Source organism: Streptomyces sp. H51, assembly GCF_035656535.1.
Taxonomy (GTDB): Bacteria; Actinomycetota; Actinomycetes; order Streptomycetales; family Streptomycetaceae; genus Streptomyces.
On sequence record NZ_JAYMHD010000066.1, the window covers coordinates 30,603 to 51,191 of the forward strand.

Consider the following 20,589-nt stretch of genomic DNA (forward strand, 5'->3'; position numbering starts at 1 on the left):
CGGCGGAGGCTGAACGGCGTTGCCGCCAGGCCCCCGTCCTGGTGTGCGGCGGTCGCGGGGTGCGCCGCGCGGCGGGCCGCGGCGCGCCCAGAAAGTCGTGTCACACCCCTTGCCCTGGGCCACGGCGTCCTGGATTACTGATCCCGAACAGCACGACCGAATGATCGGTCGTCCGGAATGATGTGGTTGGCGAGGGAGAATTCCCCATGGTGGACGCGACGGAGCCGCTGGACGCGGGAGAACGGCTCGACGCTCAGGCGCTGCGCGCGCTGCAACTCCAGCGGCTGCGGGCCTCGCTGCGGCACGCCTACGACCACGTGCCGTTCTACCGGCAGTCGTTCGAGAAGGCCGGCGTCCACCCGGACGACTGCCGCTCCCTCGCCGACCTGTCCCTTTTCCCGTTCACCACCAAGGCGGACCTGCGCGAGAACTACCCGTACGGGATGTTCGCCGTCCCCCAGGACCGCATCCGCCGCATCCACGCCTCCAGCGGCACCACCGGACGCCCCACGGTCGTCGGGTACACCGACGGCGACCTGTCCCTGTGGTCGGACATGGTGGCCCGCTCGATCAGGGCGGCCGGCGGGCGGCCCGGCGACAAGGTGCACGTGGCCTACGGGTACGGACTGTTCACCGGCGGCCTCGGCGCCCACTACGGCGCCGAGCGGCTGGGCTGTACGGTCATCCCCGCGTCCGGCGGCATGACGGCCCGTCAGGTGCAGCTGATCCGGGACCTCGAACCGCAGATCATCATGGTGACGCCGTCGTACATGCTGACCATCCTGGACGAGTTCGAGCGGCAGGGCGTCGATCCGCGGAGCACCTCCCTGCGGGTGGGGATCTTCGGCGCGGAGCCGTGGACGGAGCGGATGCGCCGGGAGATCGAGGAACGGTTCGCGATCGACGCCGTCGACATATACGGGCTGTCGGAGGTCATGGGGCCGGGCGTGGCGCAGGAGTGCCTGGAGACCAAGGACGGCCTGCACATCTGGGAGGACCACTTCTATCCGGAGATCGTCGACCCGATCACCGGGGAGGTGCTCCAGGACGGCGAGGAGGGCGAGCTGGTCTTCACCTCGCTCACCAAGGAGGCGATGCCGGTCGTCCGCTACCGGACGAGGGACCTGACGCGGCTGCTGCCCGGCACCGCCCGGGTGTTCCGGCGGATGGAGAAGGTCACCGGGCGCAGCGACGACATGGTGATCCTGCGTGGGGTGAACCTGTTCCCCACGCAGATCGAGGAGATCGTGCTGCGCACGCCCGGCGTCGCGCCCCACTTCCAGCTGCGGCTGACCCGCGAGGGCCGCCTGGACGCCCTGACGGTGCGCGCGGAGGCCCGGCCCGAGGCGGGCCCGGAGTCCCGGCAGGCCGCGGCCGGGGCCATCGCGGCGGCCGTGAAGGACGGCATCGGGGTGTCGGTCGCCGTGGAGATCGTCGAACCGGAGTCGCTGGAGCGGTCGGTGGGCAAGATCCGCCGCATCGTGGACCTGCGGCCCCGGTAGCGCTCCGCTTCGTACGCCTTCCGGCGTCACCCGGCGAAGCGGTCCCGCAGTTCGCGCTTGAGGATCTTGCCGCTGGCGTTGCGGGGCAGCTCGTCCACGAACAGCACCCGCTTGGGCGCCTTGAAGTGGGCGAGTCTCTCCCGTGTGTGGGCGATCAGTCCGTCCTCGGTGACCTCCTCGCGCGGCACGACGAACGCGGTGACCGCCTCGATCCACCTCTCGTCGGGAAGGCCGACCACGGCCACCTCGGCGACCGCCGGGTGGGTGTAGAGGGCGTCCTCGACCTGCCGCGAGGCAACCAGCACGCCGCCGGAGTTGATGACGTCCTTCACCCGGTCGACGATCGTGTAGTAGCCGTGCGCGTCGCGGACCGCCAGGTCCCCGGAGTGGAACCAGCTGTCACGGAAGGCCGCGGCCGTCTCCTCGGGCTTGTCCCAGTAGCCCTCGCACAGCTGCGGGGAGCGGTAGACGATCTCCCCGGGCGTGCCGTCGGGGACGTCCTTGCCGTCCTCGTCGACCACGCGGGCGTCGACGAACAGCACGGGCCGGCCGCAGGAGTCCATGCGGCCCTTGTGCTCGTCGGGGGCGAGCACGGTGGCCAGCGGGCCGATCTCGCTCTGCCCGAAGCAGTTGTAGAAGGCCAGCTCCGGCAGCCGCTCCCGGAGCCGCTCCAGGACCGGCACCGGCATGATCGAGGCGCCGTAGTACGCCTTGCGCAGGCCGCTGAGGTCGCGGGTGGCGAAGTCGGGGCGGTTGGACAGCCCGATCCACACGGTGGGCGGGGCGAACAGGCTGTCCACGCGGCCGGCCTCGATCAGGTCGAACAGCCGGTCGCCGTCGGGCGCGTCGAGGACGGTGCTGGTGGCGCCGACCGCGAGGTAGGGCAGCAGGAAGACGTGCATCTGCGCCGAGTGGTAGAGCGGGAGGGCGTGCGCGGGGCGGTCCCCGGCGCTCAGGTCGAGGGCGGTGATCGCGCTCAGGTACTCGTGCACCAGGGCGCGGTGGGTCATCATCGCGCCCTTGGGCAGAGCGGTCGTCCCCGAGGTGTACAGCAGCTGCACCAGGTCCTCGCTGCGCGGTTCGGGACCGTCGTACGCGGAGGCCGTGGCCAGTCGTCCCAGCAGGGAGTCGTCGGAGTCGCGCAGGAGCAGCGTGCGGAGGTCGCCGCCGAGCCGCTCCGCGAGCCCGGGATCGGTGAGGACCAGGGAGCTGCCGGACTGGCCGAGGAGGTACGCGAGGTCGTCGCCGGTGAGGTTGTGGTTGACCGGCACGTGCACCAGGCCCGCCCGGGCGCAGGCGAGGAAGCCGATGAGGTAGGCGTCGGAGTTGTGGCCGTAGGCGGCGACCCGGTCGCCGGGCGCGAGGCCCTCGTCGAGCAGGACGGTCGCCGCGCGGGAGACGGCGTCGTCGAGTTCGCCGTACGTCCAGGTGCGCTCGCCGTACTCGATCGCGATGCGCGCGGGCGTGCGCCGGGCGCTGCGCCGCAGCACTCCGTCGACCGTGCTGCCGTTTCCCTGAGTCATGGCACATGATCTTCGGGCCGCCGCGGGACGCGGTCAAGACGCGCGACCGTGGCCGCGGCGGACGGCGCCGCATGTCACACCTGGCGGGTGCGCCCCTTCCAGTACGGCTCCCGCAGCCGCCGCTTGTACAGCTTGCCGTTGGGGTCGCGGGGCAGCTCGGGGACGAAGTCGACGCTGCTGGGCCGTTTGTAGCCGGCCAGCCGCCCGGCGCAGTGGTCGAGGATCGCGGCGGCGAGGTCCGGGCCGGGCGCGTGTCCGGGGGCCGCTTCCACGACCGCCTTGACCTCCTCGCCCCAGTCGTCGTGCGGGACGCCGAACACGGCCGCGTCGGCGACGGCGGGGTGGGACAGCAGCACGGACTCGATCTCGGCCGGGTAGATGTTGACCCCGCCCGAGATGATCATGTCGATCTTGCGGTCGCGCAGGAACAGGTAGCCGTCCTCGTCGAGGAGGCCGAGGTCGCCGACGGTGAAGAAGTCACCGATGCGGTTCCTGCGGGTCTTGTCCTCGTCCCTGTGGTACGAGAAGCCGCCGGTGGCCATCTTCATGTAGACCGTGCCGAGTTCGCCGGGCGGCAGCCGGTCGCCGTCCTCGCCGAAGACGGCGAGTTCGCTGATCGGCCAGGCCCTGCCGACGGTGCCGGGCTTCTTCAGCCAGTCCTCCGCCGTGGCGAAGGCCCCGCCGCCCTCGCTGGCCGCGTAGTACTCCTCCACGCAGGGGCCCCACCAGTCGATCATCGCCCGCTTCACGTGGTCGGGGCAGGGCGCGGCGCCGTGGATGGCGTGCCGCATCGACGACACGTCGTAGGAGCGCCGGACCTCCTCCGGGAGGGCGAGCAGGCGGTGGAACTGGGTCGGGACCATGTGGGTGTGGGTGCACCGGTGGGTCTGGATCAGCCGCAGCATCTCCTCCGGCGTCCACTTGTCCATCAGGACGACGCGGTGGCCGATGTGCAGGGACGCGCCCGCGAACTGGAGCACGGCGGTGTGGTACAGCGGCGAGCAGACCAGGTGGACGTTGTCGTCGAACGGCTTGATGCCGAAGATGCCGAGGAACCCGCCGAGGTAGGCCTCCTCGGGGGCCTTGCCGGGCAGCGGGCGGCGGATGCCGCGCGGGCGGCCCGTGGTGCCGGAGGTGTAGTTCATGACCCAGCCCATGGTGCGAGCCGCGGGCGGTGACTCCGGTCGTCCGTCGAGGAGTTCGCGGTACGGCCGGAAGCCCTCGGCCTCGCCGACGGCGTACCGGTGGGTGGCCGCGAGGCCCGCCTCGTCGGCCGCGTGGCGTGCGGGGTCCGCGTACCGTTCGTGGGCGATCAGCACCTTGGCGCCGGAGTCGGCGACGATCCAGGCGATCTCGGGGCCGACGAAGTGGTGGTTGACCGGCACCAGGTAGAAGCCGGCCTGGGTGGCGGCCAGGTAGGCGGTGAGGAACTCGACGCCGTTGGGCAGCACGACGGCGAAGGCGTCGCCGCGCTCCAGGCCGGCCTCGCGCAGGCCGTGGACGAGCCGGTTGGCGGCGGCGTGCAGGCGACCGGCGCTCCACTCCTCGCCGTCGGGGGCGACGAGGACCGCGCGGTCCGGGTCGGCGGCGGCCTGGGCCCAGAAACCGGCGGGGGGCGTGCTCGTGGGGGTGCTCTTGGACGTGCTCGTCATGTGCCGCTCCTTCCGGCGATGCGGTTGACGCGGTCGACGGCCTCCTCGAAGCCGCGGGTGAGGTCGTCGAAGACGGCCTGGACGCTGCGTTCGCTGGTCATCCGGCCGACGATCTGACCGACGGGCGTGCCCAGCAGCGGCTCGACCTCGTACCTCTGGATGCGGGAGACGGCGTCGGCGACGAGCAGCCCCTGCAAGGGCATCGGCAGGGCGCCGGGCCCTTCGGGGTCGTCCCAGGCGTCGGTCCACGCGGTGCGCAGCTGACGGGCGGGCTTGCCGGTCAGGGCGCGGGAGCGGACGGTGTCGCCGGAGCCGGCCGCGAGCAGTTTCCGGGTGAGTCCGGGCGAGGTGAGGTCGGCCTCGGTGGTGGTCAGCCAGACGGAGCCCAGCCACACGCCCTGGGCGCCGAGGGCGAGGGCGGCGGCCGCCTGCCGTCCGCTGCCGATGCCTCCGGCGGCCAGCACGGGCAGCGGGTCGACGGCGTCCACGACCTCGGGCGTGAGCACCATGGTGGCGATCTCGCCGGTGTGGCCGCCGGCCTCGTAGCCCTGCGCGACGACCACGTCGATGCCGGCCGCCTTGTGCTTGCGGGCGTGCCGGGCACTGCCCGCGAGCGCGGCGACGAGCACGCCCCGCTCGTGCGCGCGGGCCACGACGTCGGCGGGCGGCGAGCCGAGGGCGTTGGCGAGCAGCCGGATCGGATAGTCGAAGGCGACGTCGAGCTGGGTGCGGGCCACCTGCTCCATCCAGCCGGTGATGCGCCAGCCGGACGCCTCCCCCTCGGGGAACTCGGGGACGCCGTACTCGGCGAGGGTGTCCTCGACGAACCGCCGGTGCCGGTCGGGGATCATCGCCTCGACGTCGGCCTCGGTGACGCCCTCGACCTTCTTCGCGGGCATGACGACGTCCAGCCCGTAGGGCCTGCCGCCGACGTGCGCCTCGATCCAGTCGAGGTCGCGCTTGAGGTCGTCGGGGGCCGTGTAGCGGACCGCCCCGAGCACCCCGAAGCCGCCGGCCCGGCTGATGGCCGCGGCGACGGCGGGGAACGGCGTGAAGCCGAAGACGGCGTGCTCGACTCCCAGTTGGTTGCTCAGCTCCGTCTGCATGAGGCGCAGGATGCCGCAGTCCTCCGGACGACGGAAGAGGTTTTTCTGATGGGCTGTCAGTTTTCTGCCTGCCCGCCCCCTGCTCGAACGTCTCCCGAAGGCGACGGTCCGGTCCGGCCGGCACCGGCTTCCGGCACACCTCCCCGCGCACCGGCAGCCGATGCCCCTCCGGCGGCACACGACCGACCGCCGTACGTGGGCCGCGATGTCCACCTGACGCGCGGGCGGCACCACCGCCCGGCCTCCCCTGACGTGACCCCGGCAAAGGGATCGGTGGGTAGCATGTGTCGGTATCACATGGACAGGAACGGTGGGAATGGCGAACGTTTTCATCAGTCATCGCAAGGTCGACGCGTCCGCCGCCCGCCGGCTCGCAGAGGAGCTCTCCACCGTCGGCCACAACGTGTGGTTCGACGAATGGGAGATCGGAATCGGCGATTCCGTCGTGGAACGCATGGACGCCGGGCTCGAAGGCACCTCCTATCTGGTGCTGTGCTATTCGGCGTCCGGTGTCATGAGCCCCTGGGTCACCCGCGAGTGGATGTCGGCCCTCCACCGCCAGATGGAGGGCCACCGCGTGCGCATACTTCCGGTGAAGTTCGGCGGTTCGGCCCCGGCGATCCTCTCCGACCTCCGGTACGCGGATCTGTCCGATGACTGGGACCGCGGATTCGCGCAGCTCGTGAAGGCGATTCACTGACCATTCCGGGAGATTCAGTGGTCCAGATCCTGATTGCCCATGCGGACGGCGAGGAAGCCCTGGCCACCGAGATCGCCGAACCCCTTGAGGCCGCCGGATACGAGGTACTCCATCACGGCACGCTGCTCGTCGGCGAGGGATTGGTGGAGAAGGCATCACAGGCGATCTCCGCAGGCAGCCCGGTCGTCCTCTGCGGAACGGTCAAGGCCGCCGGGACCCGTTGGGCGGCTCTGCTCGTCGCTGCCGCACGGCGGCAGGGGGGCAGGATCTTCGCGCTCCAGGTGGAAAGGGACGCCTATCTGGAACCGCTCGCGCTCGACGGCAAGATCGCCCCGTACTGGCAGGACCGCCACGGCGCCATGGCCGAACTCGTCGAAGCACTCTCGGAGTTCTATCCGGCCAGGAAGCAGACCGGCACCGGCCGAAAGCTGAACCACCTGGAACAGCGCTATCGGGAACTCGCGCTCGAGACGTGCGACATCGTCGATCTGGCCAACTTCCCCATCGGGGACCGTGAGCTGATCACGAGGAATCTGCTCCTGCGCAGCTTATATGTGTCTCTGCGTGTCTCGGTGGACATCCCACCGAGCATCGACCCACAGGATCTCGACAAGAAGCTGCAGAACATCGAAGCCCGGCGCAAACACCAGGACGACCTGCATCAGGACGAGCTGCATCAGGACGACCTGCCGGACGCCGGATCCCGTGTCTCGGTCGGGGAACGGCTCCAGGCGTCGAACCACCTGGTGGTACTGGGCGATCCCGGCGCCGGAAAGAGCACACTGCTGCGCTGGATCGCCACCGCATATCTGCTGCGGCTCCAGTCCGATCCCGACTGGAGTCAACTGCCCGATGTGGACACCCTGCCCGACACCGACTGGCTGCCCCTGTTCATCCGCTGCCGCGACCTGGACACCAGGAGGATCACCGGGTCACTGGAGGAGATGATCCGGCACCATCTGTGCGATTCGGAGCTCTCCCGCCAGGAGGCCGATCAACTCACGCCCCTCCTGCTCGATTTCCTGCGCGACGGTCGCGTGCTGCTGTTGATCGACGGCCTGGACGAGATCACGGATCCCGCCCTGCGGGCCCGGTTCTGCCGCAAGGTCGAGAAGATACATGTGGCCTTTCCCAAGGCCCCCGTCATCGTCACGTCCAGGATCGTCGGCTACCGAGAGATGGGACTGAGGATCACTCGGGGGTTCGAGCACGTCACGGTCCAGGATCTGACACCGTCGGACAAGGACGACTTCGCCCGTCGCTGGTGCGTGGTGACCGAGCCGCCGAACCGTCGCGACTCGGCGGCTGAGGAGCTCATCAGCGACATCCACAGCACCGACCGTATCGAGCGTCTCACCGGCAACCCCATGCTGCTGACCACCATGGCGCTGGTGAAGAAGAAAGTCGGAAAGCTCCCGAGCCGTCGGGCCGACCTCTACCGGGAGGCCGTCGACGTGCTCCTGAACTGGCGCAGTGACGTCGACGAGCGAATGGATCCGCACGAGGCACTCCCGCAGCTGCAGTACCTGGCGTACTCCATGTGCGAGGCCGGGGTCCAGCAGATCCGGCAGGACGAGGTCCTCGGCACCCTGGAGCGGATGCGCGAAGAGTTCCCTGCCGTTCACGCGGTCCGACGGCGCTCTCCGGTGGACTTCCTGCGCCGGCTGGAACGACAGACCGGGATTCTCGTGGAGTCCGGTCACATCAGCCATCACGGCCGCCTGGTTCCGCTGTACGAGTTCCGGCATCTGACATTCCAGGAGTACCTCGCCGGACTGGCTCTCGTCGACGGGAAGTACCCCGGCCGTGACCGCAGCAAATCACTGGCGGAGCAGATCGCCACGCTCACCGCACAGACTTCCACCTTCGCGACCATGATGGATCAGGAGGACATCGCCGTCGCGGAGAACTGGCGTGAAGCCATCCGACTCAGCGTGATGACGTGCAACGACGACGACGTGGACGGTGTTCTCCGGGCGATTTCCACCCCGTTGGCCGGGGAGGACGCCTCAGCCACGGCACGGCCCCGGGCCGTGCTGGCCTGCGCCTGCCTCGCCGATGAACCCAATGTCAGCGGGGAGGTCGCGGCCGAGATCATCGAACGGTTCGTCGCAGCACTGACCGACAGCGACGGGACCGGCCCGGCGGGGACCACCGCGGACACCGTGCTCGAGGAAGTGGGAATCTCACGTTGGGCCGCCCTTCTCAGCCGTAGCATCGTCACCTCCTGGTTGGAAGAACCCTCAGCGGTCGACAGACTGGCCGGCGCGGCTTCCCAGGCGCTGGGCCAGACCACGCCGACCGCGGATGCCGATGTCCGCTCATGGGTTCGCAACCAGGTCGGCCTCCTGAAGGAACCTCGGGCGGAAGTGGCGATCGAGGCGGCACTGGCCCTGATGGACGCGGGATACCGCCAGCGGCTCGTCATGGTCCCCGGCTTGGCGAGAGGGCTGATCTCCATGCTCTCCCGCGGCCCTTGCGAGGCCACGGCGGCGGCCTGGGCTCTCGGGTGGACTCGCAAGTCCTCGCACAAGCCTCTTTGGGAACCCTCGGCGGACGAACTGCAGCAGTTGGCGGACGCAGTCGTCTCGGGGGGACTCCTCCCGGAGGGTGTCGTCTTCCTCCTGTGGTGTTTCGATGCGGCTTCCGCATCGAAACACAGGGGTATGGCCGCGGCTGTGATGGGTCAGTTCGAAGTCGCGAACAGCCGGACGCGACGTCAAATCGCGGAACTCTACAGCGATCTCTTTCCGCATGCGCTGGACCCGGTGGTCTCAGCCACGCGTCACGAGGAGCAGGAGGTGCGTCGCGAGGCCGCGCTTCTGCTGAACCGCATGGACAGCTCAGTGGCGTTGAAGCCCTTGTTGAGCGTGCTGCACAACGACGACGGCAGACCGAACTACCGTGTCGTGAGAGCCCTCGGCCAGCTCGGCGACCCGGCAGCAGTCGAACCCCTGCTCCGCCTCGTCACCGACGCGGCGGGCCGCCCCGACCCGGACGTGGCCATCGCCCTCGGCGACATCGGTGATCCCAGAGCCGTGGATCCGCTGCTGCGGCTCCTGACCGACGCCGACGCCACACGGCACAACGCCGTCATCGCAGCCCTGGGCCGGCTCCGGGACCCCCGCGCCGTGGAACCCCTGCTGAAGGTCCTGGCCCAGGCCGACGGCCCGCAGCGCGCCCATGTCGTCGAGATCCTCGGCAGCCTGGGCGACGCCAGGGCGGTAGAGCCCCTGCTGGCCTGTCTCACCCATCCCGACGGCGCACCTCACCTGAACGCCGTCGAGGCGCTGGGGCTGCTCGGCGACCGGCGCGCCGTCGACCCCCTGCTGGCGCTGCTCGAGGACACCGAGGGGGATGCCCGTCTGAGGGTCGCCGTGGCGCTCGGTCGGCTCGGTGATCGCAGAGCGCTGCACGTGCTGCTGGACGAGCAGAAGGGGCGTCCTCTCGAGCCCGGTTCGGAGACGACGGCGGCGTTGGCGGTGCTGGGAGATGCGGAGGCCACCCGGGTCCTGGAGAACGCCATGCGGGAGGCAACCGGTGAGCAGAGGCGGGCAGCACTGTGGTCGCTCGCGCTCCTGGAGAAAGACCCGCTCAACAGGATCCTGTTGTCGAGGGACCGGGACGGTCTCGCGCCGGGTATCGACCCCCGGACCGAGATCAAGGAAACGGCCCTGCGACCCTACGGCGCCGTGACAAGTCTCCCTCTCCACGAAGTCCGCAGCCGCTACGAAGAGTTGGCGGAACGCTATCCGCTGAGACTCTCCTGGCACAGGCGACAGGCAACACGTCCGGAGTCGACACCGTCGCGCCCGGGCTCGCCCTGACCGCCCTGACCGCCCTGGGCGGGCAATGGGAGCGGGACTCCCCCGGGCACACGGGCCTGAGCCGCCGGATTGCGTGACGGACGAGGGGGAGCGCTCCTCCTGGTCCCAGCCGTGCGCTCGTCAGTCCCTCGCCGCCTCCAGCACCGCCATGGCCGCGTTGTGTCCCGGCACCCCGCTCACCCCTCCGCCGCGTACCGCGCCCGCGCCGCACAGCAGCACGTTGGCGTGCCGGGTCTCGACGCCCCAGCGCCCGGTGTCCTGGTGGGCGTAGGGCCAGGAGAGCTCGCGGTGGAAGATGTTGCCGCCGGGCAGGCGCAGGTCGCGCTCCAGGTCGAGCGGGGTCTTGGCCTCGATGCAGGGACGGCCGTCGGCGTCGGTGGCCAGGCAGTCGGCGAGCGGCTCGGCGAGGTGGGCGTCGAGCTGGGCGAGCGTCGAGCGCAGCAGTTCCTCGCGGGCGGCGTCGTTGTCGCGCTCGAACAGCCGCGCCGGGGTGTGCAGGCCGAAGAGGGTGAGGGTCTGCCAACCCCGTTCGGCGAGATCCGGGCCGAGGATGGTCGGGTCGGTCAGGGAGTGGCAGTAGATCTCGGAGGGCGGAGCGGCGGGGAGGACGCCGGAGGCGGCCTGGGCGTGGGCGACGGCGAGTTGCCGGTAGCCCTCGGCGATGTGGAAGGTGCCGGAGAACGCCTCGCGCGGGTCGACGGAGCTGTCGCGCAGCCTCGGCAACCGCTGGAGCAGCATGTTCACCTTCAGCTGGGCGCCCTCGGCGGGGGCGGGCGGGGTGTCGCCGGTGAGCGCGGCCAGTTCCCGCGGGGAGGCGCCCACGAGGACGTGGCGGGCGGCGGTGACGCCCTCGCCGTCGGCGGTCCGGTGGGTGATCTCCGCCGTGCGGCCGTCGGTGTCGATACGGACCGCCTCGTGGCCGGTGGCGAGGACGGCGCCCGCCTCGCGCGCCGCGGCGGCCAGGGCGTCGGTCAGGGCGCCCATGCCGCCGACGGGGACGTCCCAGGCGCCGGTGCCGCCGCCGATCACGTGGTAGAGGAAGCAGCGGTTCTGCTTCAGGGACGGGTCGTGGGCGTCGGCGAAGGTGCCGATGAGGGCGTCGGTGAGGACGACGCCGCGGACCAGGTCGTCGTCGAAGCGGTCCTCGATCGCCACGCCGACCGGTTCCTCGAACAGGATCCGCCAGGCCTCCTCGTCGTCGACGCGGCGGCGCAGCTCCTCGCGGGTGGGGAGCGGCTCGGTGAGGGTGGGGAAGACCCGTTCGGCGACCCGGCCGGTCATGCCGTAGAAGCGCTGCCAGGCCAGGTACTCGCGGTCGGAGCCGGTGAGCCGGGCGAAGGCCTCCCGGGTGCGCTGCTCGCCGCCGCCCACGAGCAGCCCGGTGGGCCGCCCGTCGCGCTCGACGGGGGTGTACGACGAGACGGTGCGGGCGCGGACGCGGAAGTCCAGGCCGAGATCGCGCACGATCTTCCGCGGGAGCAGGCTGACCAGGTACGAGTAGCGCGACAGCCGGGCGTCGAGGCCGGCGAAGGGCCGGGTGGAGACCGCCGCGCCGCCGGTGTCCGCCAGCCGCTCCAGCACCAGGACGGACCGTCCGGCGCGGGCCAGGTAGGCGGCGGCGACCAGGCCGTTGTGGCCGCCGCCGACGATCACGACGTCGTAGGCGCTTTGCTCGTGTGCGGTCATGGTCCTTGGTAGCACGCGGTGATCCGGATCGGCCAGGGCGCACCCCGGGCTCAGCGGCCCGGGGCGGCCCCCCGCTGCCGCAGCACCGCCGCCCTGCGGTACAGCTCGGCCGCCTCGGCGCCCCGGCCGAGCTGCTGCAGGCAGTGGGCCTCGTCGTGGCGGCCGGCGAGCGTGTCGGGGTGGTCGGCGCCCAGGACCCGTTCGCGGGCCGCGGCCACCCGGCGGTACTCGCCCAGCGCGTCCGCCCAGCGGCCCAGCCGGCCCAGGCCCACGGCGACCTCCCGGTAGCTGACCAGGGTGTCCGGGTGGTCGGGGCCCAGCACCCGCTCGCGGACGGCGGCCACGTCGCGGGCCTCGGCGAGGGCCTCCTCCCAGCGGCCCAGTTGCCCGAGGCTGACGCCCAGGCCGTGGCGGGCGCGCAGGGTCTCCGGGTGGTCGGGGCCCTGCACGCGGGCGCGGTCGTCGATCAGATCGCGGTAGAGCGTCAGCGCCTCGGCGGCGTGGCCGAGGCGGCCGAGGCCGACGCCGGCCTCGTGGCGGGCGGCGAGGGTGTCGGGGTGGTCGGGGCCCAGGGTGCGGGCGCGGGCGGCGGCGACCTCGCGGTAGGTCCACACAGCCTCCGTCCAGCGGCCCAGCCGGCCGAGGGTACGGGCGACCTGGCAGCGGGTGACGAGGGTGTCGGGGTGATCGGGGCCGAGCACCCGTTCGCGGGCGGCGGCCACGTCGAGGGCCATGCGGTGGGAGTCCCGGAGGCGGCCGAGCCTGCTGAGGTTGACGGCGAGGTCGTGTCGGCAGCGCAGGGTGTCCGGGTGGTCGGCGCCCAGCACCCGTTCGCGGGCGGCGAGCACCGGCAGGTACACCTGGTGGGCGTCGCCGTGACGATCCAACTGGCCCAGCGCGTAAGCCATTTCCTGACGGACGGCGAGGGTGTCGGGGTGGTCGGGGCCCAGCGCCCGGGCCAGGCCGGCGGCGACGTGCCGGTAGGCGCGCAGCGCCTCGGCGGCGCGGCCGAGGCGGCTGAGGGCGAAGGCGGCCTGGTAGCGGCTGGCGAGCGTGTCGGGGTGGTCGGGGCCCAGCAGCCGGGCGCGCTCGGCGGCCACCGCCCGGAGCACCTCGCCCGCCTCCTCCCACCGGCCGAGCCGCCCCAGGCTCAGCCCGGTGTCGTGCCGTCCGGCCAGCTCGGTGAGCAGGCGCCCGGACGGTGCCGACGGGGGCGTGTGCGCGGACGGCGTCGGCGGGAACGTATGCGTGGACGGCGTCGGCGGGAACGTGTGGGCGGACGGTGCCGGCGGGAGCTGCGGCGGGAATCCGTAGGCGCCGGCCGCGGCGGGCCGTGGGATCCACTCGCCGGTGAGGGCGGCCCCGGCGTCCGGCGGGGCGGTGCGCGGTCCGGCGCCGACCGCCTGGTGGCCGGGGGTCATGGAGCGGGTCCAGGACGGCAGGCGCGGCTCGCGGGAGGGGATCGGCTCGGGCGGGCGGAGCACCGGATGCGGGGTCACCACGGTCGGCGGGTACGCCGGGGCGGTGCGCCCCAGGGTGATGCGACGGCCCACCTCACGGGCGTCGGGCGGGCGTTGCTCGGGGCGCTTGGCCAGCAGGTCCAGGATGATCGTCTCGAGGTAGGCGGGGAGTTCGGCGCGCGTGCTGCGGGGTGGGCGCGGCGGGGTGTCGCGGTGGCCGATGAGGATGCCCCACGCGTCGTCGAGGTCGAACGGCGGCGCCCCGGTGGCGATCTCGTACAGGACGCAGCCCAGCGAGTACAGGTCGCTGCGCTGGTCGACCTCGGTGCCACCGATCTGCTCCGGCGACATGTAGTGCGGGGTGCCCATGGCGACGCCCGTGCCGGTGAGCCGGGCGGTGAAGCCGATGTCATGGCCCAGGCGGGCGATGCCGAAGTCGCAGATCTTCACCGTGCCGTCGGTCAGCCGCATGATGTTCGCGGGTTTCAGGTCGCGGTGCACGATGTCCTGCTCGTGGGTGTAGGCGAGGGCCGCGGCGACCTGCTCGGCGATGTCGACGACGTCGGGCACGGCCAGCGGGTGACGCCGGTTGTCCTCGAGGAGCTGGCAGAGGTTGCGGCCGTGCAGGAGTTCCATGACCAGGAACAGGGCGCCGTCGGCCTCGCCGAAGTCGTGGACGACGGTCACCCCGCGGTGCTGGAGGGCGGCGGCCACGCGGGCCTCGCGCCGGAAGCGCTCGCGCAGCATGCGGGTGAAGGAGCGGTCGCGGTGCGGCCCGAGCGGTTTGAGGCACTTGACGGCGACCTGCCGGCCGAGCGACTCGTCCCGCGCGCGCCACACCTCGCCCATGCCGCCCCGCCCGATCAGCTCGAGCAGCCGGTACCGGCCCTGGATGAGTCTGCTGTCCCCCATCGCCCGCGATCGCCCCCGTCGCTGGTCGCCCCGCCCTCCCCCGGCCCGCCCAGTATGACGATTTATGGGCCGACTTTGTACGGTGCGGGACGGGAGCCGGGACCGAGCCGTGACATGGCGCGGACGATGCGGCGTCCGGGCGGCAGTTGCCGGCGCGGTCCCGCGGGAACCGAGCGCAGCAGGGTGCCCGTGACGCGCGGTCGGCGGGTCACGGTGGCGGGTGCGGGGGCCGCTCTGCCGCACAGCTCGTGGGCGTACGGGGGCAGGGAGGCGTACGCCAGGTGCGTCACGCGCCGCCACGGCACTTCGCGCGCCGGGACGAGGAGGGGGTGCGCCGGCGGGCGCGTTCCGCGGCGAGCCGGACGGTGGCACGCGTGGCGCGGAGCGCGGCGGAGCGGGGCGGAGCGGGGAGTCGTCCACCGCGCGGGCGTCGGCTCCGGGCGCGAGGTGCGGGCGCGGGTGCGAGGTGCGGGCGCGGGTGCGAGGTGCGGGCGCGGGTGCGAGGTGCGGGCGCGGGTGCGAGGTGCGGGCGCGCCTTCTCGAAGCAGGCGGCCCGCTCCGCGAGGCTAACGCCGGACGCGCGGCATCCCCAGGCCGAGCCAGGAGATGATCTCCCGCTGGATCTCGTTGTTGCCGCCGCCGAAGGTGAAGATGACCGCGGAGCGGTAGCCGCGTTCCAGGTCGCCCCGGAGCACCGCGCCCGCCGAGCCCTCCTTCAGGGCGCCCGCCGCGCCGACGATCTCCAGCAGCCAGGCGTAGGCGTCCCGGCGGGCCTCGGAGCCGTAGACCTTGACCGCGGAGGCGTCCTGCGGGGTCAGGGTGCCGTCCTGCACGGCGCCGACCATCCGCCAGTTCAGCAGCTTCAGGGCCTCCAGCCTGGTGTGGGTCTGGGCGAGCTTGCGGCGGACCCAGGCCAGATCGATCACCCGGCGGCCGTCGGCGAGTTCGGTCTCCGCGGACCAGCGCTGGACGTCGTGCAGGGCGCGGACGGCCATGGTGCCGTGCGCGGCGAGAGTGACCCGCTCGTGGTTGAGCTGGTTGGTGATCAGCCGCCAGCCCTGGTTCTCGGCGCCGACGCGGCGGGAGACGGGCACCCGGACGTTCTCGTAGTGGCTGGCCGTGGTGTCGTGCCCGGCGAGGGTGTGGATGAGGGTGCAGGAGTAGCCGGGGTCGGTGGTCGGCACCAGCAGGATGGTGATGCCCTTGTGCGGCGGGGCGTCCGGGTCGGTGCGGGTGGCCAGCCACACCCAGTCCGCCGTGTCGCCGTTGGTGGTCCAGATCTTCTGGCCGTTGACGACGTACTCGTCGCCCTGGCGCACGGCACGCGTGCTGAGAGAGGCCAGGTCGGTGCCGGCGCCGGGCTCGCTGTAGCCGATCGCGAAGTCGATCTCGCCGGAGAGGATCCGGGGCAGGAAGTGGGCCTTCTGCTCGTCCGTGCCGAACTGCATGATCGTGGGGCCGACCGTGTTGAGCGCCATCAGCGGCAGCGGCACGCCCGCCTGGGCCGCCTCGTCGAAGAAGATGAACTGCTCCATCGCCGTCAGCCCGCGCCCGCCGTACTCCTCCGGCCAGCCCACGCCGAGCCAGCCGTCCGCGCCCAGGCGCCGGACGGTGTGGCGGTAGAAGCGTTTCTGGGCGGCGGCGCCACCGTGACGTGCGGAGGCGTCGTCCGGCATCAGGCCGGCGAAGTAGGCGCGCAGTTCGGTGCGCAGCCGCTGCTGCTCGGGCGTGTATGCGAGGTGCACGGCGCCTCCAGGCTTCCCAGGCCGGTGCTGACGGCGCACACCGTAGAACGTGTTCCAGAAATAGGGAATGCCGGTGCCGCTTCGGGCGGGGTCAGTTCAGCACCGTGAGGAACTCGGTGCACGCCCGGGCGCAGTCCCGGCAGGCCTGCGCGCTCTCCTCGGCGCCCGCGACGACGTCGAAGACGTGGGCGCACTCCAGGCACACGGTGCGGCACCACTCCACCTGGATGCGCATGCCGGCCTCGTCCAGGCCGTTCTGCTCGGACAGCGCACGGCAGGTGGCGTCGCACACCTCCGCGCACAGGATGCCCTTGCGGCGTACTCTCTCCTGCTCCTCCGTTCCGTCCGGATCCACCAGGCTGGCGCGCAGCGCGCAGGCCCGCGCGCACTCGGTGCACGCCTGGGCGCAAGCGAAGCGGTCCTCCAGGAACCGGATGAGCTCCTGCTGGGATGTCGTCGAAGTCACGCGGTCCGGGTAGCCGGTGCGGATGCCGTCAAACCGGCGTGGGGCGGGCCCGCGCGGGTTCTTCCGGTGCGCCGCCGGGCACTCGTGTCCCGTGGGCGGACCTCGGCTCGACGGAGGTGGACGCCCTCGGCTCGACGGAGGTGGCGCGATGCCCGGACGACAGGAACTCCCCTCGACCCTGGAGCGCTCGTCCGACGACGCCCAGCGCACCTGGATCAAGGCGCACGACTCGGCGGTCGAGCAGTACGGGGAGGGTGAGCGCGCCCACCGGGTGGCCTACGGCGCGCTGAAGCACGTGTACGAGAAGGTCGGCGACCACTGGGAGCGCAAGGAGGGCGGCCGCAAGGGCCCCTCGGACCAGCGGTCGGAGCGGCCTCGGCAGCAGGGCGGCCACAGCGGCGAGGGCGTCGACGAGAAGGCCTCGAAGCGGCACCTGTACGACATCGCCAGGCGGCTGGACGTCGGCGGGCGGTCCCGGATGTCGAAGGCGGAGCTCCTCGACGCGATCCGGAAGGCCAACCGGGCGGAGACCCGTCGGGCGAGGTGAGCGGGTTCATGCCGGGGGGCCGGGGGTACCCGCGCGCCATGAACAGCGCATCGATGGACATCGCCGCGGGCAGCGGCGCACTGGCGACCGGGCTGGTCGTGGCGGCGGTGGCTCTGGTCGCCCTGCTGATCGGCGCCTTCTGGGTGGGGAGCCGCATCCGGCGTCGTGAGCCGGGGCCCCCTCATCCCGCCGAGCAGCCGCGGATGCCCGAGGAGGGGCCGGTCCGCGAGGTGCGGGAGCGCCGGGAGCCCGACGAGGTGCCCCGCGGCGACCGCCGGCTCACCCCGCACGAGATGCCGGGCCACGGCAACTCCCCGACGCGGAGCGGTACGGCGCAGGAGCGGCCCCGGTGGAGCGAGGGCAGCAGCGGTTCCTTCGGCAGCGGGGGGCCTGGGGGCGGCTGAGCGGCGGCGCTCCGCTGGGGGGCGGTGCGGGGTGACGCCGTCGCGGCGGGCGGGTGCGGGTGCGTTGTGGCCGGTCGCGCAGTTCCCCGCGCCCCCTCGGGGCGTCGGCGCGCCGCTGATGGACAGGGCGGGCGGTGGGAGCAGGCCCCGGTGGGCGGGCGCGGGGGCGTTGTGGCCGGTCGCGCAGTTCCCCGCGCCCCTTCAGGGCGCCGCAGCACCGCGGGGGGACAGCGCGGACGACGGGAGCAGGCCCCGGCGGGCGGGGGCGGCGGCGTTGTGGCCGGTCGCGCAGTTCCCCGCGCCCCTTCAGGGCGCCGCAGTTCCCCGCGCCCCTCGGGGCGCGGGGAACGTTGGGGTTTGCTGCTCAGCGGGTGTCGCTGGTCCTGGTGGTCTCCGTGAGGGTCGCGCGTCCCGCCTCCAGGCGGGCGGCCGGGATCCGGAACGGGGAGCAGGAGACGTAGTCCAGGCCCGCACGGTGGAAGAAGTGGATGGAGTCCGGGTCTCCGCCGTGCTCGCCGCAGACGCCCGTCTGCAGGCGGGGGTTGACCGCGCGGCCGGCCTCGACGGCGATCTCGACGAGCCGTCCGACGCCCTCCTGGTCGATCGTCTCGAACGGCGACACCTCGAAGACGCCCTTCTCCAGGTACAGCGGGAAGAAGGAGGCCTCCGCGTCGTCCCGGGACAGGCCCCAGGTCGTCTGGGTGAGGTCGTTGGTGCCGAAGGAGAAGAAGTCGGCGGTGCCGGCGATCTTCCCCGCGGTGAGCGCCGCCCTGGGCAGCTCGATCATCGTGCCGATCGGGCAGTCCAGCTCGGTGCCGGTCTCGGCGGCGACCTCGGCGAGGACGCGTTCCGCCTCGGTGCGGGCCAGCCGCAGTTCCTCGACCGTGCCGACCAGCGGAATCATGATCTCCGCCTTCGGGTCACCGCCCGCCCGCAGCCGCGCGGTCGCGGCCTCGGCGACGGCCCGCACCTGCATGGCCATCAGGCCCGGCACCGCCAGCCCCAGCCGCACCCCGCGCAGGCCCAGCATCGGGTTCTGCTCGTGCATGCGCTCGACGGCGGCGAGCAGCTCGCGGTCGCGCGGGTCGGGCTCGGCCGCCTCGGCCAGGCGGACGGCGAGTTCCATGCGGTCGGGCAGGAACTCGTGCAGCGGCGGGTCGAGCAGCCGGATCGTCACCGGCAGTCCGTCCATCGCCTCGAGGATCTTCGTGAAGTCCTCGCGCTGCAGGGGCAGCAGCGCCGCCAGGGCCTCTTCGCGGGCGGTGTCCTCACGGGCCAGGATCATCGCCTCGACCAGTGCCCGGCGCTCGCCGAGGAACATGTGCTCGGTGCGGCACAGGCCGATGCCCTGCGCGCCGAGAGCGCGGGCGCGTACGGCGTCCTCGGGGGTGTCGGCGTTGGCCCGCACCTGGAGGCGGCGCACCGAGTCGGCGTGCGCGAGCGCGCCGAGCACCGCTTCGGTCAGCGGTCCCGCGGCGGCCGCGGTCTCCAGCGCGCGGCCGACCTCGGACGCGGTGAGCGGCAGCTCGCCGAGGTGCACGGTGCCCGCGGTGCCGTCGACGGAGACGACGTCGCCCTCGTTGACGACGGTGCCCGTCTCGGTGGTGAACCGGCGGGCCACCGTGTCGACGGCGAGGGCCTCGGCGCCGCACACGCACACCTTGCCCATGCCGCGCGCGACGACGGCGGCGTGGCTGGTCTTGCCGCCCCGGCTGGTGAGCACCGCCTGGGCGGCGATCATGCCGGGCAGGTCGTCGGGCGTGGTCTCCCGGCGGACCAGCACCACCTGCTCGCCGGCCGCGGCACGGCGTACCGCCTCGGCGGAGTCGAAGACGACGGCTCCCACCGCGGCGCCCGGCGAGGCGGGCACGCCGTGGGCGAGGGGCACGTCGTCCGAGGTGGTGCGGAAGCGGGGGAACATCAGCCGGGTCAGTTCGGCGCCGCTGACGCGGACCAGCGCCTCGTCCTCGCTGACGGTGCCCTCCTCCCGCAGGTCGTGCGCGATGCGGAAGGCGGCCTCGGCGGTGCGCTTGCCGACGCGGGTCTGCAGGATCCACAGCTTGCCGCGCTCGACGGTGAACTCGACGTCGCACAGGTCCCGGTAGTGGTCCTCCAGGGTGCGCAGGTGGTCGACGAGTTCGCCGTAGACGGGCCCGTTCAGCTTCTTCAGCTCGATCAGCGGCAGGGCGTCCCGCACGCCGGCGACGACGTCCTCGCCCTGCGCGTCGGGCAGGTAGTCGCCGTACACGCCGCGTTCGCCGGTGGCGGGGTCGCGGGTGAAGGCGACTCCGGTGCCGGAGTCGGCACCGAGGTTGCCGAACACCATCGCCTGGACGTTGACGGCGGTGCCGAGGTCCTCGGAGATGTGCTCGCGCTGGCGGTAGACGCGGGCGCGCTCGGTGTTCCAGGAGTCGAAGACGGCGCGGATGGCGCGGGAGAGCTGCTCGGCCGGGTCCTGCGGGAAGTCCTCGCCGGTCTCCTTGCGGATGATGGCCTTGAACTCCTCGGTGAGCTCGGCGAGTTCACCGGCGTCCAGCAGATGGTCGTCGGCCACCGCGCGCCGGGTCTTGTGCGCGGTGAGGGCCTCCTCGAAGAGGTCGCCGTCCACACCCATCACGGTGTGGCCGAACATCTGCACGAGCCTGCGGTAGGAGTCCCAGGCGAACCGCTCCTGCCCGGTCGCCTTGGCGATACCGGCGACCGACTCGTCGTTGAGGCCGATGTCGAGGATGGTCTCCATCATGCCGGGCATCGAGAAACGGGCGCCCGAGCGCACCGACACCAGCAGCGGGTCGTCGGGGGCGCCGAGGGTGCGCCCCATGGCCTGCTCCAGGCCGGCCAGCGCCTGGGCGGCCTCCACCGCGAGTTCGGGCGGCTCCTCGCCGGTCTTCAGGTAGACCTTGCAGGCGTCGGTGGTGACGGTGAATCCGGGCGGGACGGGCAGTCCGATCCTCGTCATCTCGGCGAGTCCGGCGCCCTTGCCACCGAGCAGGGCGGCCATGTCGCGACCGCCCTCGGCGAATGCGTACACGTACTTCATCGGCTTGCTCATGGAGCCC

At 72.4% G+C, this 20,589-nt stretch carries 13 protein-coding genes and 1 pseudogene; 5 read left to right on the plus strand and 9 right to left on the minus strand.

Translation table 11 applies throughout. The features are described from left to right. The first annotated feature begins 206 nt into the window (after positions 1 to 206). Entirely contained in the window at positions 207 to 1,502 is a 1,296-nt protein-coding gene (gene paaK / locus VKA29_RS22200) for a phenylacetate--CoA ligase PaaK (protein WP_324787661.1), read from the plus strand. Between the two features lie 26 nt (positions 1,503 to 1,528). On the opposite strand, the gene VKA29_RS22205 is transcribed toward paaK, so the two are convergent. From VKA29_RS22205 to VKA29_RS22215, 3 genes are all read right to left on the minus strand, one after another. Then, positions 1,529 to 3,025, minus strand: coding sequence for an acyl-CoA synthetase (locus VKA29_RS22205; protein ID WP_324787662.1), 1,497 nt, complete (start codon positions 3,023 to 3,025; stop codon positions 1,529 to 1,531). Between the two features lie 74 nt (positions 3,026 to 3,099). Continuing rightward, positions 3,100 to 4,677, minus strand: a complete 1,578-nt coding sequence (locus tag VKA29_RS22210; RefSeq protein ID WP_324787663.1) for an acyl-CoA synthetase — start codon at positions 4,675 to 4,677, stop codon at positions 3,100 to 3,102. Further along, positions 4,674 to 5,783, minus strand: coding sequence for a nitronate monooxygenase family protein (locus VKA29_RS22215; RefSeq protein WP_324787664.1), 1,110 nt, complete (start codon positions 5,781 to 5,783; stop codon positions 4,674 to 4,676). Before VKA29_RS22215 ends, VKA29_RS22210 begins: the two co-directional genes overlap by 4 nt. A 316-nt stretch (positions 5,784 to 6,099) precedes the next feature. Between VKA29_RS22215 and VKA29_RS22220 the strand changes: the two genes are divergently transcribed. Together VKA29_RS22220 and VKA29_RS22225 are read left to right on the plus strand one after the other, a co-directional pair. After that, on the plus strand, positions 6,100 to 6,483 hold the full coding sequence (locus VKA29_RS22220; RefSeq protein WP_324787666.1) for a toll/interleukin-1 receptor domain-containing protein: 384 nt from the start codon (positions 6,100 to 6,102) through the stop codon (positions 6,481 to 6,483). Positions 6,484 to 6,500: 17 nt separating this feature from the next. After that, the gene (locus VKA29_RS22225; protein WP_324787667.1) at positions 6,501 to 10,310 is read left to right on the plus strand and encodes a HEAT repeat domain-containing protein; all 3,810 of its coding nucleotides are present in this window, start codon (positions 6,501 to 6,503) and stop codon (positions 10,308 to 10,310) included. A 120-nt stretch (positions 10,311 to 10,430) separates the two neighbouring features. Here the strand turns inward: VKA29_RS22225 and VKA29_RS22230 are convergent, their stop codons facing one another. From VKA29_RS22230 to VKA29_RS22250, 5 genes and pseudogenes are all read right to left on the minus strand, one after another. Next, the gene (locus VKA29_RS22230; protein WP_324787669.1) at positions 10,431 to 11,996 is read right to left on the minus strand and encodes an NAD(P)/FAD-dependent oxidoreductase; all 1,566 of its coding nucleotides are present in this window, start codon (positions 11,994 to 11,996) and stop codon (positions 10,431 to 10,433) included. A gap of 50 nt (positions 11,997 to 12,046) precedes the next feature. Continuing rightward, positions 12,047 to 14,368, minus strand: a complete 2,322-nt coding sequence (locus tag VKA29_RS22235; protein ID WP_324787670.1) for a tetratricopeptide repeat protein — start codon at positions 14,366 to 14,368, stop codon at positions 12,047 to 12,049. Between the two features lie 68 nt (positions 14,369 to 14,436). Beyond that, positions 14,437 to 14,712, minus strand: a pseudogene (locus tag VKA29_RS22240) (DUF2236 domain-containing protein); the annotation flags it as partial. A 222-nt stretch (positions 14,713 to 14,934) separates the two neighbouring features. Further along, a complete protein-coding gene (locus VKA29_RS22245) occupies positions 14,935 to 16,113 on the minus strand; it encodes an acyl-CoA dehydrogenase family protein (protein ID WP_324787672.1) in 1,179 nt (392 codons plus the stop codon). A gap of 91 nt (positions 16,114 to 16,204) precedes the next feature. Continuing rightward, positions 16,205 to 16,579, minus strand: coding sequence for a four-helix bundle copper-binding protein (locus VKA29_RS22250; RefSeq protein WP_324787673.1), 375 nt, complete (start codon positions 16,577 to 16,579; stop codon positions 16,205 to 16,207). A 148-nt stretch (positions 16,580 to 16,727) separates the two neighbouring features. On the opposite strand from VKA29_RS22250, the gene VKA29_RS22255 reads away from it, so the two are divergent. Together VKA29_RS22255 and VKA29_RS22260 are read left to right on the plus strand one after the other, a co-directional pair. Further along, the gene (locus VKA29_RS22255) at positions 16,728 to 17,126 is read left to right on the plus strand and encodes a ChaB family protein (RefSeq protein ID WP_324787675.1); all 399 of its coding nucleotides are present in this window, start codon (positions 16,728 to 16,730) and stop codon (positions 17,124 to 17,126) included. A 38-nt stretch (positions 17,127 to 17,164) separates the two neighbouring features. Beyond that, positions 17,165 to 17,530, plus strand: a complete 366-nt coding sequence (locus VKA29_RS22260; RefSeq protein WP_324787677.1) for a DUF6479 family protein — start codon at positions 17,165 to 17,167, stop codon at positions 17,528 to 17,530. Between the two features lie 364 nt (positions 17,531 to 17,894). On the opposite strand, the gene ppdK is transcribed toward VKA29_RS22260, so the two are convergent. Continuing rightward, on the minus strand, positions 17,895 to 20,582 hold the full coding sequence (gene ppdK / locus VKA29_RS22265) for a pyruvate, phosphate dikinase (protein ID WP_324787679.1): 2,688 nt from the start codon (positions 20,580 to 20,582) through the stop codon (positions 17,895 to 17,897). Positions 20,583 to 20,589: the final 7 nt, after the last annotated feature.

Excerpts from the sequence above, each read along its gene's own strand:
- paaK (WP_324787661.1), top strand. The coding sequence starts at position 207 with ATGGTGGACGCGACGGAGCCGCTGGACGCGGGAGAACGGCTCGACGCT.
- VKA29_RS22205 (WP_324787662.1), bottom strand. The coding sequence starts at position 3,025 with ATGACTCAGGGAAACGGCAGCACGGTCGACGGAGTGCTGCGGCGCAGC.
- VKA29_RS22210 (WP_324787663.1), bottom strand. The coding sequence starts at position 4,677 with ATGACGAGCACGTCCAAGAGCACCCCCACGAGCACGCCCCCCGCCGGT.
- VKA29_RS22215 (WP_324787664.1), bottom strand. The coding sequence starts at position 5,783 with ATGCAGACGGAGCTGAGCAACCAACTGGGAGTCGAGCACGCCGTCTTC.
- VKA29_RS22220 (WP_324787666.1), top strand. The coding sequence starts at position 6,100 with ATGGCGAACGTTTTCATCAGTCATCGCAAGGTCGACGCGTCCGCCGCC.
- VKA29_RS22230 (WP_324787669.1), bottom strand. The coding sequence starts at position 11,996 with ATGACCGCACACGAGCAAAGCGCCTACGACGTCGTGATCGTCGGCGGC.
- VKA29_RS22235 (WP_324787670.1), bottom strand. The coding sequence starts at position 14,368 with ATGGGGGACAGCAGACTCATCCAGGGCCGGTACCGGCTGCTCGAGCTG.
- VKA29_RS22255 (WP_324787675.1), top strand. The coding sequence starts at position 16,728 with ATGCCCGGACGACAGGAACTCCCCTCGACCCTGGAGCGCTCGTCCGAC.
- VKA29_RS22260 (WP_324787677.1), top strand. The coding sequence starts at position 17,165 with ATGAACAGCGCATCGATGGACATCGCCGCGGGCAGCGGCGCACTGGCG.
- ppdK (WP_324787679.1), bottom strand. The coding sequence starts at position 20,582 with ATGAGCAAGCCGATGAAGTACGTGTACGCATTCGCCGAGGGCGGTCGC.